The following is a 13162-nucleotide window of genomic DNA, read 5'->3' on the forward strand; positions in this document are numbered from 1 at the left end:
CGCCCCGCCGATCCCGTGCTTCACCCTGGGGAGTTCCGCCGGTGACCGGGGCGGGGAGGCGCATTCCTACCTGACACCCGGCGCAAGGTGGCGAACCATCGGGCGTGCCCTGGCGAAGCCTGGCGAATAGTCGCTGGGCATCTGACGGGGGGCTACTGTCAACTCAGCCGAGAACCTGGGGGCTTGACGTGAGCAAAGGTCCAAACACCCGCTTGAACGACCTGTTCGGCCTGGCCGGCTGGTCGAAGGGCGAACTGGCGAGGATGGTGAACCGGCAGGCGGCGGCCATGGGCCACCCCCAGCTGGCCACCGACACCTCGCGGGTACGGCGCTGGATCGACATGGGGGAGAGCCCCCGCGAACCGGTGCCCACGGTACTGGCAGCACTGTTCACCGAGCGGCTCGGTCGTGTCGTGACCATCGAGGACCTCGGGTTCGTACGGCAGCGGCGCACCTCGAGACGGCAGCCGGACGGGGCTCGCGAGAACCCCGACGGGATGCCCTGGGCGCCCGAACGCACAGCCGCGGTCCTCACCGAATTCACGGGAATGGACCTCATGCTCAACCGTCGCGGTCTGATGGGCGCGGGCGCCGTGCTCACCGCCGGCTCCGCCCTCAGCAACGCCATGTACGACTGGCTGCACACCGACCCCGCCCCGGCGAAGGCGAGTCCGGCGCGCTTCGGCGACTCCTTCCAGGCCGACCCGGCGGGATACGACCGCTACGAGGCCGCCCCGATCGGCTCGCAGGAGATCGAGGCGTTGGAGCGTTCCGTCGAGGTGTTCCGCGCCTGGGACGCCTCCAGAGGGGGCGGACTGCAGCGCAAGGCCGTCGTGGGGCAGCTCAACGAGGTCGGCGGGATGCTCGCCTACCACCACCCCGACCACCTCCAGCGGCGGCTCTGGGGGGTGGCGGCCAATCTGGCGGTCCTCGCGGGGTGGATGTCGCACGACGTGGGCCTCGAACCCACCGCGCAGAAGTACTTCGTCATCGCCGCGCACGCGGCCCGCGAGGGCGGCGACCGCCCGCGCGCGGGGGAGGCGCTGTCCCGAGCCGCCCGCCAGATGGTCCACCTCGGCAAGCCGAACGAGGCCCTGGATTTGATGAAGCTCGCCCAGTCCGGTTCCGGCGAGCAGACCCTCCCGCGCACCCGCGCCATGCTGCACACCATCGAGGCGTGGGCGCAGGCCGCCATGGGGAAGGGCCAGGCCATGCGCCGCACCCTGGGCGAGGCGGAGGACCTGTTCGTCTCCGACAAGGGCGACGTACCGCCGCCGAGTTGGATGCAGCACTTCGACGAGGCGGACCTCCACGGCATGCAGGCGCTCGCCTACCGGACCCTCGCCGACCACGACGCCACGGCGGCGCCGATCGCGGCGCGCCACGCCAAGGAGGCCCTGCGGCTGCGCGGCGACGGCTACCAGCGCTCGCAGATCTTCGACTACATCTCCATGGCCTCCGCCTGCTTCATCGCCGACGAGCCGGAACAGGCGGACCGCTACGCGCGCCTGGCCCTCGTATCCATGAACGAGACCTCCTCGCACCGGACGTGGGACCGTTTGCGCGAGATGTACCGGCTCACCGCGCAGTACGCCGGGTACGCGCGCATCGAGGACCTCCGCCAGGAGATCGAGCTGGCCCTCCCCGACACCCCGGCGTCGAGCGGCCGGCCGGCGACGGGGGTGTAGTTTTCCCCCTCCGGCGGGCCGCCCTGCCCCCCCCAGCAGTTCCCCATGCCCTCCACACCGCCCACGGGCCGGTACGAGGGCGGGACCGGTACGTCGTGACCGGCCTCGCCGACGAGCCGGCGACAGGTGCGCGGACACGGCGGAGACGAGAAGAGGCCGCGCCTTCCGGCGCGGCCCTGAAGTCCGTACGAACTGCCCTGCGGCAGACCGGTGTCCTACCCGCCGACCCGGGCGACGAGTACGCAGGCGTCGTCCTCCCGCTCGACCTCGCCGAACTCCTCGACCACGAGCCGTACGCAGTCCTGCGCCGAACGCGCCGCCGAGAGCCTCGGCGCGAGTGCCAGGAGCCGCTCGGTCCCGTCCGCCCGGCTGAACTCGATGCTGCGCGGGGTGAGGCCGTCCGTGTGCAGAATCAGCAGGTCACCCACTTCCAGGCGCTCCTCGGCCTGTCCGTACGAGGCTCCCGAGGTCGCGCCGAGCAGGATGCCTTCCGGCGGCGCCAGGGCGCGGCCCGAACCGCGGCGGAACAGCAGGGGGGCGGGGTGGCCGGCCTGGGACCAGGTCAGGACCCGGCGCGCGGGGTCGTAGCTGCAGCACACGGCCGAGCCCAGGGCGGGCTGGACGGAGGTCTCCAGGAGCTGGTTGAGCCAGCCCATGAGCGGTCCGGGCGCGATCCCGGCCATGGCCATGCCGCGCAGGGCACCCAGCATCATCGCCATCCCGGAGGTGGCGGTCACGCCGTGCCCGGTCAGGTCGCCGACCGTCAGCATCGACGACCCGTCGGGCAGTTCGAGCGCGTCGTACCAGTCCCCGCCGATCAGCGCGCTGGTCGCGGAGGGCAGGTAGTGCGCGGCCACGTCCAGCGAGCCGGCGTCGCGGTGCGGGAACCGCAGGGAGCCGCGCCACGGGGGGAGCACGGCCTCCTGCAGCTCGACCGCCAGGCGGTGCTCGGTCTGGGCGATCTCCCGCTGGCGCTGCAGCGAGTCACGGGACTCGCGCACCGCCCGCTGGCTGCGGCGCAGTTCGCTCACGTCCCGCAGCACGGCCCACATCGAGGCGGCGCAGCCGTCGGAGTCGAGTACCGGCTCGCCCCTCATGTGCAGCGTCCGGACCCGGCCGTCGGCCCGGACGATGCGGAACTCGCCGTCGATGGGCCTGCCGTCCACCAGGCAGGCGGTGACCCACGCGGTGAGCAGGGGCTGGTCCTCGGAGAACAGGGTGGAACCCAGCTCGTCCAGGGGGAGGGCGCCCGCCTCGGGGGACCGGCCGAAGATCTGGAACAACTCGTCGGACCAACTGACCTCGTCGGTCAGCAGGTTCCACTCGGCGCTGCCGACCCGGGTCTGGGCCTCGGGAGCCGCTTCGGGAGCCGCCTGCGGGAACACCGTGGCCTCGGGGGCCGGGGGCAGTCCCTCCTTGAGCTGGCCGAGGTGCTCGCGGAGGTCGTCGAGGTGGTGCACGGCGAGGTCGCACAACGCGCGCTGCCAGCGGCCCTGGGCGTCGTCGTCGTCCACGACGGTGTCGCGGCGGACCGCGTCCACGTCCCCCCGGAGGCGCCGGGTCTGAGAGATCAGTGCGTCCACCGACCCGGGCTCGGGCGGCTGCGCGGGACGGTCCGCGAACAGGTGGGACGGCATGAGAACTCCGATACAGGCGCGGCACGGCCAAGTCTGAAGGAAGGACCGGTAACGACTGTTGCACAGGCGGCGACACTGTGTAAGACGTTTGGCAACATCCGCTACGTTCTTGCTTCTGGTATATGCCGCAGGCCTGGCAGCCCCTCCGGCGTGTACGAACGAATCCGGTCAGCCGGGGTTCGAGGCCGTGGTGCGCATGCCTGCCGGTGGGGCGCGAGGTGCGGAGGCGACCTGTGGCGGATTCCGGCCATCCGCCTTCTGTGGCTCGATCAAACGCCCGATCCGTACGAGGCGTTCGGCCCGTTCCGACGACGCCGGATCCGGCGCGGGGCGCGCGGCGCAATACCCCCGAACGGAGGACCCCCGCGCGCGGTACGGCGGCGGAATCGGGGCTTCCCAGCCGGTGTACCGGCCGCTACCCTACGTGCCGGTAATAAGCCGGGGGAGGTCCGCGCGGGCGGGCCCGCACAGCGCAGGGGACACGAGGACATTGAGCGGGCAGCACGACGCCACCGACGCCACCGGCCCGAGCCGGCGTTCCTTCCTCACCCTCCTCGTGGCGGCGCCGACCCTCGCCCTGGTCACCCGCGCCGGCGCCGACGCGCTGGCCCCGCAGACCGCCCAGGCCGTCGTGCCCTCCCTGCCGGCCGTCGCCGACGTGATCGACCTCGGCGACCTCTTCATCCTCGCGGGCGCACCCACCTCCGCCCTGCTCGCCCTCGCTGTCGAGACGGACGGGACCATCCGCTTCCGGCTGCCGCGCGAGGAGGTCGGGCAGGGACTCACCACCGCCGTGGCCATGCTCGTCGCCGAGGAACTCGACGCGCCCCTGGCCGACGTACGCGTGGAGCTGGACGACGCCCGGCCCGAGCTGCTCTTCAACCAGCTCACCGGCTCCTCCAACTCCATCCGCTCCCTCTACGGCCCCGTCCGCCAGTGCGCCGCCACCGCGCGGGCCCGCCTCGTCGCGGCCGCCGCCCGGCGCTGGAGCCTCGCCCCGGCGTCGCTGACCACCGCGGAAGGTGCCGTCCGCGCCCCCGACGGACGCACCGCCCGCTACGGCGAACTCGCCGTGGCCGCGGCCGCCCCCGACCTCGTCGTCCCGGCCGGCGCCCCCAAGAAGGCCGCGCAGCACGCCCTCGTCGGCCGGCCGACGAACCGCATCGACGCCCGCGCCATGGTCACCGGCGCCCTGCGGTACACCCTGGACCTCGACGTGCCCGGCGCCAGGCCCTGCGTGGTGCGCCGCCCGCCCACCTTCGGCGCCGCCGTCCGCACGGTCGCCAACCTCGCCGCGGTCCGGGCCATGTCCGGTGTCCTGGACGTGGTCACCGTCCCCACCGGCGTCGCCGTCGTCGCCGAGACCTTCGGGCAGGCCCTCACCGCCAGAGCGGCGCTGCAGGTCACCTGGGGAACCGGCCCGGCCGACCAGCTCTCCGACGCGCAGATCCGCACCAGGCTGCGCGCCGCCACCCCGCCGCTGCTGGTGCCGCCGCTGCTCACCCCTTACGTGGACGCCGAGTTCGACTTCGCCTTCGTCAGCCACGCGCCGATGGAGACCAACTGCGCCGTCGCCGACGTACGCGACGACCGGGCCGAGATCTGGTCCGGCCTGAAGTCCCCCGTCGTGGCCCGGCAGACGATCGCGGCCGACCTCGGCCTGCCCCTGGACCGGGTGACGGTGCACGTCGTCCAGGCCGGGGGCTCCTTCGGCCGGCGGCTGTTCTTCGACGCAGCGCTGGAGGCCGCCCGGATCTCCCGGGCCTGCCGCCGTCCCGTCAAGCTGATGTGGACCCGTGTCGACGACACGCGCCACGGCCGGATGCGCCCCGCCACCCACCACAGGATCCGCGCCACGCACCTGCTGGGCGAGGTGCTCAGCTTCGAGCACCGCGTCGCCGCCGCCGAGACCGACTTCCGGCACGGCCTCGGTGAGATCATCACCGCGACCGCGGCCCACCTGCCGCTCGGCATCGGCAACGCCACCCTCGCCCAGACGCTGTTCCTGACCACGGTGAAGTCCCCCTACCACTTCGGCCTCACCACCCAGGCCCTCACCGAGGTGCCGACCGGGATCCCCACCGCCTCGTGGCGCTCGGTGTACTCCGCCAACACGCGCGGGGCCGAGGAGATCATGGTCGACGAACTGGCCGCGGCGACCGGCAGGGCCCCGTACCGCTTCCGGCGCACCTTCCTGAAGACCGACGCCCAGCGCGCCGTACTGGACAAGGTCGCGACCGAGGGGAACTGGGGACGGGCGATGGAGCCCGGCCGCGCGCAGGGCATCGCCTTCCACGAGGAGTACAAGTCCCGCACCGCCTGCCTCGTGGAGATCGACGTCCGCGATCCGCAGCGCGCCCGCGTCACCAAGGCCGTCATCGCCGTGGACGTCGGCCTGCCGGTCAACCCGCGCGGGCTGGAGGCCCAGATGATCGGTGGCCTCACCGACGCCGTCTCCACCACCCTGCGCGCCGGGCTCCACATCGACAAGGGGCTTCCGCTGGAAGGCAGTTACAGCCAGTTCCATTGGGCGCAGCAGCGTGACACCCCGCGCGACGTACGGGTCTTCGTGCTCCCGGCGACCGGTACGGAGCCGGGCGGCGCGGGCGAGCTCGGCGTGCCCGCCGCGGTCGGAGCCATCGCCAACGCGTGGGCCCGGGCCACCGGTTCGAAGCCGCGCAGCTTTCCCCTCGCCTTCGACGTCGACTTCACCCCCTACCCCCGCTAGCCGCCGAGCCAGGAGTACGCCGTGCCCTCGCACACCTTCACCGTCAACGGGCGCAGCGTGACCGTGGACGCGCCCGACGACCTGCCCCTGCTCTGGGTGCTCCGCGACATGCTGGGCGTCCACGGCCCCAAGTACGGCTGCGGGGTGGACGTCTGCAAGGCCTGCACCAGCCACCTCGACGGGGTGGACGTCCGCCCGTGCGTGGTGCCCGTCTCGGCGTGCGCGGGACGGGAGGTGACCACGATCGAGGGCCTCGCGAACGGCGACGAACTGCATCCCGTGCAGGAGGCCTGGCTCGAACAGGACGTCGCCCAGTGCGGTTTCTGCCAGCCGGGTCAGATCATGGCGGCCGTCGCGCTGCTCCGGCGCACCGCCGAGCCCACGGACGAGGACATCGACGCCATCGCCAACATCTGCCGGTGCGGCACCTACGTCCGCATCCGCGAGGCCATCCGCAGTGCGGCCGCCAGGATGTGAGCGGCGGATCCCGGCGCCTCCCCCGTGTTCGTACTCATGGACCCCGGGACCCGTCCGCTCGTGGAACAACCTATGCGGGCGCGTCGCCGTCCGCAGGATTCGCACTGCCCAGTGAGCGGGCGAGACCGGTATCACAGCGCACAGTGTGGGGTGGGTGGTTGAATGCGCCGGTGGCACGGTCCGACGACGTACTCAAGATCCACCGGCTCACCCACACGGGAGGGTCGGCCGCCCTGCTGGAGTGGCTCGCCGCCCGCCTCGGGGGATGGACCGGACTGGTACGTGCAGGGGGTCCCGGCACCGACGGGGCGGACCGGGAGCACGCCGGGGACGCGCCCGCCGCCGCCGTCCGCGGCGCCGCCGAGATGAGCGCCCGCGGTGTACGGTCCGCCGTCCTGCACGGCGAGGGGTCCGCCACCCTGCTGTTCGCGTTGGACGCCGGACGCGCGCTGGCCGCCGTACTGCCCCTGCCCCACCCGGCCGACGCGCCGACGCTGCTGGCGGACGCGGCCGTACCGCTGGCGCTGGTCCTGCGCGCCGAGGAGGCCGAACGGCGCGAGGAGCGGGCCGCGACCGCCGAGGCGCGGGCCCGTGAGGCCGTGCTCCGCCTGCTGATGAGCGGCCAGCTGCCCACCGCCCACCAGATCGCCGAGGCGCTGCGGCCCTCGCTGCCCGACCCGATGCGGATCTACGTCGCCGAGTGCCGCACCGGGCGTCTGGCCGAAGTGGCGCGGCTGTGCCGGGAGCTGACGGGCGGCCGGGCCTGGGTCGTGCGCTGCCCGGTCTACGTGCGCCACCTCATCATCCTCGTTCCGGCCGACGTGGCAGCGGTGTCCGCCGACCACGACCCCCTGGCGGGGGCGCTGACGGCGACCGCCCCGGACTGCACCGTCGGGGTCAGCGGCGAGCTGGACCTGGGGCAGGCCCCCACCGCCTACACCCAGGCCTTCCACGCCCTGGCCGTCGCCCGCGGCCGCGGCGAGCGGCACGCCCGGTTCGGCCCCGGCCCGGAGCTGGCGCTCGCGGCCCACGAGGCCGGGTCCGGCTGGGCCGACGCGCTGCTCGCTCCCCTGGACGCGTACGAACCCCGGCGCCCGCAGGACCCGGGCGGGCGGGAGCTGCGCGACACCGCCCACGCCTGGCTGAACTTCGGCCCGCACGCCACCCGGCTGCTGAGGGTGCACCGCAACACCCTGGCGGCCAGGATCCGGCTGGTCGAGACGCTGCTCGGACTTGACCTCGGCCGGCTCGGCGACCAGTCGGCGCTCTCCCTGGCGCTGCGGCTTACCCCGGGCGCGGGGCGGGGGAGCGCCGGCCGCACGGCTCCGGCCGCGGCGCCCGCGCTCGACACGGTCCTGCGCGATCCGCGGCTGACCGCATGGGCCCGGGCCCACCTGAGCCGGCTGACCGGCCCGGACGCCCCGGCCGGCGCCCGGACCACGGTACGCACCTGGCTGGAGCACGACGCCCGGCTCGCCCCGGCCGCCGCCGCGCTCGGGGTCTCCGTCCCGGGCGCCCGCAAGCGGCTGGCCCGGATCGAGGCCGTGCTGGAGCGCTCGCTGCTGCAGTCCCCGAGCGTCCGGTACGACCTGTGGCTGGCGCACCGGGCCGAGGAGCTCGCCGAGTGACACAAGCCCTGAAAGGGATGTGCACCGTAGAAAACGCGCAAAAATGGACGATCATGCCCGAATGAGGCGTATCAATGCGAAGCGCGTGCTGGTCGGCGAACCACTCGACACCGCGCGGCTCGGCGAGACCCTGCTTCCCAAACGGCTCGCCCTGCCGATCTTCTGCAGCGACCCCCTCTCCTCGGTGGCGTACGCCACCGAGGAGATCCTGCTGATCCTCGCCCTCGGCGGCGTCGCACTGCTCCACCTCACCTGGTACGCGGCCGCGGCCATCGTCTTCCTCCTCGTCGTCGTCATCGCCTCCTACCGCCAGACCTGCCACGCCTACCCCGGCGGCGGCGGGGCGTACGTCGTCAGCGCCGAGAACCTCGGACAGACCGCCGCGCTCACCGCCGCCAGCGCCCTGCTCGTCGACTACGTCATGACCGTCGCCGTCTCCGTCGTCTCCGGAGTCTCCGCCATCACCTCGGCCGTCCCCGCGCTCGACGACCACGAAGTGGTCATGTCCGTCGCCTTCGTGGGGCTGCTGACCCTGATGAACCTGCGCGGCGTCCGCGAGTCCGGCCGCGTCTTCGCCATCCCCACCTACGGCTTCGTCCTCGTCATCTACCTCATGTTCGCCGTCGCCGCCGTCCGGCTCGGCACCGGCCAGACCATCCGCGCCGAGTCCGCCGACCTCCCGATCATCGCGGAGGGCACCTACACCGGACTCGCCCTCGTGCTCCTCGCGATGCGCGCCTTCGCCTCCGGCTGCACCGCGCTCACCGGTGTCGAGGCCATCAGCAACGGCGTCCCCGCCTTCCGCAAGCCCAAGGCGAAGAACGCGGCGACCACGCTCGCCGCCATGGGCTTCCTGTCGGTGACGATGTTCGCCGGCATCACCGCGCTCGCCATGACCTACGAGGTGCACGTCGCGGCCGACCCCACCGAACTGGGGTTGCCCCCCGGGACCGCGACCTCCACCGCACTCGCCCAGATCGGCCGGGCCACCTTCGGCAGCTGGCACTTCCTCTTCTACCTGCTCCAGGCCGTCACCGCCGGCGTGCTGATCCTCGCCGCGAACACCGCCTTCAACGGCTTCCCGATGCTCGCCTCGATCCTGGCCAGGGACCGCTACGCGCCCCGCCAGCTCTACAACCGGGGCGACCGCCTCGTCTACTCCAACGGCGTCGTGCTCCTCGCCCTCGCCGCCGTCGCCCTCATCGTGGCCTTCGACGCCGAACTGACCCGCCTCATCCAGCTCTACATCATCGGCGTGTTCGTCTCCTTCACCCTCTCCCAGTCCGGCATGGTCCGGCACTGGCGCAAGGCGCTCGCCTCACCCGCCACCCCGCGCGAGGAGCGCGTCCACATCCACCGCAGGCTCGCCATCAACGCCGTCGGCGCCACCCTGACCGCACTGGTCCTCGTCATCGTCCTCATCACCAAGTTCACGCACGGGGCCTGGCTGGTCGTCATCGCCATGCCCCTGCTCTTCGTCGGCATGAAGGGCGTACGCCGCCACTACGACCACGTCGCCCTGCAGGTCGGCGTCGCCCCCGGCACCAGACCGCGCAAGCCGGTCCACCACCACGTGGTCGTCCTGGTCGCCGCCGTGCACGCCCCGACCCTCAAGGCCATCGGCTACGCGCAGGGGCTGCGCCCCGACACCCTCACGGCGGTGACCGTCGCCGCCGACGAGGCGGAGGCGGCCCGGCTGCGCCAGGTGTGGGAGGAGCGCGACCCCGGCCTCCCGCTCAAGATCATCCACTCGCCCTACCGCGAGGTCGTCGGCCCGATCCTGGCGTACGTGGAGGAACTGGCCGCCGAACCGGCCACCGACATGCTGTCCGTGGTGATCCCGGAGTACGTCGTGGGGCACTGGTGGGAACAGCCCCTGCACAACCAGAACGCCCTCCGGCTCAAGGCGCGCCTGCTCTTCACGCCGGGGGTCGCGGTGATCGACGTGCCGTACCTGCTGGAGTCGGCGAAGGCGGCGCGCGCGGCCGCGGCCCCGGGGAAGCTCGGCCGGGGGGTGTCGGGCTGATCGTGGACGGCCTGACCGTGCCCGCGCCGCCGGACGCCCATCCGGGGGAGGGCCTGATCGAGACGTTGGCCGGGCGTCTCCTCCCGCAGCGGGCCGCGGACTGACTATCGTGCCGGTGGGGGTGCGCCGATGTCGAGGATCGGACCGTGGCGGGTGCCGGATGGCGGACGTCACCGGGGACAGGACCCGCGGCGGGATGCCCGCTCCGCTCCCCGCATATGTCAACCGCACCCGCCGGCCGGGCCACCGGGTCCGGTGATCTTATGCTCGGGTTTACGCGAGTCCGCTGGTTTTGCGGGCGGTGAGCCACTTTGATGGGTCTGCCACGCCTCGTACCGGAGCAGGGGGACCATTCATGGGAACCGACCGCATCCAGAAGGACAGCACACCCACCCTGATCGGTTCCGTGCAGCGCGCGCTGCGGCTCGTGGAAGCGATGCACGCGGAAGGCGGGGCTACGGCGAAACGGCTCGCGCGGGTCACCGGGATCCCCCTGCCCACCGTCTACCACCTGCTCCGCACCCTCAGCCACGAGGGATACGTCGAGCGGGAAGGCGGGGCCTTCCGCCTCGCGGACGATCTTCCACTGGCTTCGTGATCAGATTCCGACGCGTTCCGGCCAAGCTCTTACACGGTGAATGGCATGTTCCAGCGGAAAATGCCAGAACGCCCTTTCGCCCTGCGGAACTTGAGTAAGTTCCCTCCTGTCGCGCCGCACTACCGTGCACACCGCACGTCCGGCCGGGAGGGGAGCCCGCGTGCCCGGGATCGACGAATGCCTGCTCGAAGCCATGGCCCTGCCTGGTGCGCGGGGGGCCGCGCTGGTCGACTGGAGCAGTGGTCTGGCTCTCGGCACCATCGGGGAATCGCCCGTGGGGGACCACGAGACCACCGCAGCCGAGACCGCCGAGCTGGCCCGTGCGGCCGCGGAGTACGAGTCCTTCGCCCGCGCCGAGGCCGGTCCGGCCCTCGGTGACGTCGTGGGACCCGCCGGCCCGCCCGTCGAGGACCTGATCGTCACGACCCGCAGTGGCTTCCACGTCCTGCGGTTCGTCGAGACGAGCTTCGACAGCAGCGTCTTCCTGCACGTCTGGCTCGACCGCGCGGACGGCAACCTCGCCCTCGCCCGCCTCAAACTCAGGTCCCTCGCCGAGGGGCTGGTGCTCAGATGACCGCCCCGGCAACGGCCCCGAACGCCTTCGCGGCCGTCTCCCCCCTCCTCACCCGGCTCGCCGCGGAGCGGGCCACCGGCGCCCTGCTCCGCGACCGCGGCACCCTCTTCCTGGAGGACGGACGAATAGTCCACGCGGAGAGCCCCGCCACCCCCGGCCTCGACGTCCTCCTCACCACCGGCGGCGGCCTCGCCCCCGAACGATGGCGCGAGGCGGTGGACCGGGCCGGGGCCCGCCGGCAGGTCGCCCGCTTCCTCGTGGACAGCGGCGGGCTCGCCGGCGGGGAGCTGGAGATCTGTCACCTCGCCGCCATCTTCGACGCCGCCTTCTTCGCACTGTCCCCGGGCAGCGGTCCCTCCCGGTTCCGCCGCGGGGCCACCCACTGGATCGGCTCCGTCCGCTCCGTTGCGGCCGCGGCCGTCGAACGCGAGACCCGGCGCCGCCGCGAACTGCTCGACGCCGTCTGGCCCTACCCCCTGCTCGACACCGCCCCGGTGGTGCCCCGAGCCGCCGCGCCGGGTCAGACCGTCACCGCCCGGCAGCGGATGCTGCTGGACCAGGCCGACGGCTTACGCACCCCGGCGGACCTGGCCTGGGTACTCGGCCGGCCCGCCTTCCACACCCTGCTCGACGTACGCCGCCTCGCGGCCGCCGGACTGGTCGAAACGCCGCACAGCCCGGCCCCCCCGCCGGTCGAGGTACCCCTGCCCGACTGGATGACCCAGGCCCAATCCCCGGACGTGGCGCTGCTCCGCCGGTTACGCGACGCACTGGAGGCAAGCCTGTGAGGCTCCCGCTGCGACCGGCCCTGCGCGCCGACCGCTCCGAGCGTAGGCAGCCCGAAAGGAGAAAGGCCGACATGAGTACGCTCCCGCCCGAGGCGGAGGCCGAGATACTCGCCGAGCTTCCGCAGGCTGCGGGCCCGCGTACCCCAGCTCACCGGCGCCCTCGCCGCGAGCACCGACGGTTTCGTCCTCGCCCAGGACAGCGCCGCCGCCGAGGCCGAGGCCGTGGCCGCCCTGACCGCCGCGGCCCTCGGCGTGGCCCAGCGGCTCAGCGACAGCACGGGCCAGGGGGCGTTCCGCGAACTGCTCGTGCGCGGCGCCGACGGATACGTCGCCACCTACGCCGCGGGCGTGGCGGCCGTCCTCACCCTGACCGCCGAACCCCGCGTCAACGTCGGACGGCTCCATCTGGAGGCCCGGCGCTCCAGCCTGCGCATCGCCGAACTGATCGAGCACACCCTCGCGCGCCGGGGCCCCGGCACCGCGCCCGCCTGATCCGCGCACGGTCCGACCGCAGGGCGGACCCGTCGCATTCAGGACAACTACCGACAGTCACACGCAAACAACAACCAGCTACAGCGAAACAGAAAACAGAAAGAGGAACTCTCATGGTCAACGTGGAGACCGCGCTCAAGGAAGCCACCACCGTCATCGAGGGCGCGATCGGCGCGGCCCTGGTCGACTACGGCAGCGGCATGGCCCTGGGCACCATCGGCGGCGGCAAGGAACTCGACCTCGCGGTCGCCGCGGCCGGCAATACGGACGTCGTGCGCGCCAAGGTGCGCACGATGGAGCTCCTCGGCCTCAAGGACGAGATCGAGGACATCCTGATCACCCTCGGTAGTCAGTACCACCTGATCCGGCTCATGAAGGGCCGCGGCTCCGTGGGCTTCTTCCTGTACCTGGCCCTCGACAAGAAGCGGGCCAACCTCGCCATGGCACGCCATCAGCTGAAGAAGATCGAAGCAGAACTGGAGATCTGAACGGTTCACCGACCGGGACGGGTCACGTCCCATCCGCA

Annotated in this window: 11 protein-coding genes; 10 read left to right on the forward strand and 1 reads right to left on the reverse strand. The window is 72.8% G+C overall.

Going from position 1 to position 13162, the window contains the following annotated elements:
* The first annotated feature begins 188 nt into the window (after window positions 1–188).
* On the forward strand, window positions 189–1688 hold the full coding sequence (locus AC2RP6_RS34300; RefSeq protein ID WP_486449721.1) for a DNA-binding protein NsdB: 1500 nt from the start codon (window positions 189–191) through the stop codon (window positions 1686–1688).
* A gap of 215 nt (window positions 1689–1903) precedes the next feature.
* Here the strand turns inward: AC2RP6_RS34300 and AC2RP6_RS34305 are convergent, their stop codons facing one another.
* Window positions 1904–3325 carry a PP2C family protein-serine/threonine phosphatase gene (locus tag AC2RP6_RS34305; RefSeq protein ID WP_486449722.1) on the reverse strand — a complete coding sequence of 474 codons (1422 nt, stop codon included), beginning with the start codon at window positions 3323–3325 and terminating at the stop codon, window positions 1904–1906.
* A gap of 490 nt (window positions 3326–3815) precedes the next feature.
* On the opposite strand from AC2RP6_RS34305, the gene AC2RP6_RS34310 reads away from it, so the two are divergent.
* The 9 genes from AC2RP6_RS34310 (at window position 3816) to AC2RP6_RS34350 (ending at window position 13124) form a co-directional block, all read left to right on the forward strand.
* The gene (locus AC2RP6_RS34310) at window positions 3816–6053 is read left to right on the forward strand and encodes a xanthine dehydrogenase family protein molybdopterin-binding subunit (protein ID WP_486449723.1); all 2238 of its coding nucleotides are present in this window, start codon (window positions 3816–3818) and stop codon (window positions 6051–6053) included.
* Between the two features lie 21 nt (window positions 6054–6074).
* Window positions 6075–6530 (forward strand): (2Fe-2S)-binding protein, encoded by a 456-nt coding sequence (locus tag AC2RP6_RS34315; protein ID WP_486449724.1) that lies wholly within the window; start codon window positions 6075–6077, stop codon window positions 6528–6530.
* 170 nt (window positions 6531–6700) lie between these two features.
* Entirely contained in the window at window positions 6701–8158 is a 1458-nt protein-coding gene (locus tag AC2RP6_RS34320) for a helix-turn-helix domain-containing protein (RefSeq protein WP_486449725.1), read from the forward strand.
* 61 nt (window positions 8159–8219) lie between these two features.
* Complete coding sequence (locus tag AC2RP6_RS34325) at window positions 8220–10184, forward strand: APC family permease (protein WP_486449726.1); 1965 nt, start codon at window positions 8220–8222, stop codon at window positions 10182–10184.
* Between the two features lie 355 nt (window positions 10185–10539).
* Entirely contained in the window at window positions 10540–10782 is a 243-nt protein-coding gene (locus AC2RP6_RS34330) for a helix-turn-helix domain-containing protein (RefSeq protein ID WP_030654054.1), read from the forward strand.
* A 160-nt stretch (window positions 10783–10942) separates the two neighbouring features.
* Window positions 10943–11356, forward strand: coding sequence for a hypothetical protein (locus AC2RP6_RS34335; RefSeq protein ID WP_486449727.1), 414 nt, complete (start codon window positions 10943–10945; stop codon window positions 11354–11356).
* Window positions 11353–12144: a transcriptional regulator gene (locus AC2RP6_RS34340; protein ID WP_486449728.1), complete on the forward strand. Its 792-nt coding sequence runs from the start codon at window positions 11353–11355 to the stop codon at window positions 12142–12144. Before AC2RP6_RS34335 ends, AC2RP6_RS34340 begins: the two co-directional genes overlap by 4 nt.
* A 126-nt stretch (window positions 12145–12270) precedes the next feature.
* Window positions 12271–12636: a roadblock/LC7 domain-containing protein gene (locus AC2RP6_RS34345; protein WP_486450549.1), complete on the forward strand. Its 366-nt coding sequence runs from the start codon at window positions 12271–12273 to the stop codon at window positions 12634–12636.
* 113 nt (window positions 12637–12749) lie between these two features.
* Window positions 12750–13124: a hypothetical protein gene (locus tag AC2RP6_RS34350; protein ID WP_486449729.1), complete on the forward strand. Its 375-nt coding sequence runs from the start codon at window positions 12750–12752 to the stop codon at window positions 13122–13124.
* Window positions 13125–13162 lie beyond the last annotated feature (38 nt).

The sequence above is a fragment of the Streptomyces sp. WAC03905 genome (genome assembly GCF_057371075.1).

Excerpts from the sequence above, each read along its gene's own strand:
- AC2RP6_RS34305 (WP_486449722.1), bottom strand. The coding sequence starts at position 3,325 with ATGCCGTCCCACCTGTTCGCGGACCGTCCCGCGCAGCCGCCCGAGCCC.
- AC2RP6_RS34325 (WP_486449726.1), top strand. The coding sequence starts at position 8,220 with ATGAGGCGTATCAATGCGAAGCGCGTGCTGGTCGGCGAACCACTCGAC.
- AC2RP6_RS34330 (WP_030654054.1), top strand. The coding sequence starts at position 10,540 with ATGGGAACCGACCGCATCCAGAAGGACAGCACACCCACCCTGATCGGT.
- AC2RP6_RS34340 (WP_486449728.1), top strand. The coding sequence starts at position 11,353 with ATGACCGCCCCGGCAACGGCCCCGAACGCCTTCGCGGCCGTCTCCCCC.
- AC2RP6_RS34350 (WP_486449729.1), top strand. The coding sequence starts at position 12,750 with ATGGTCAACGTGGAGACCGCGCTCAAGGAAGCCACCACCGTCATCGAG.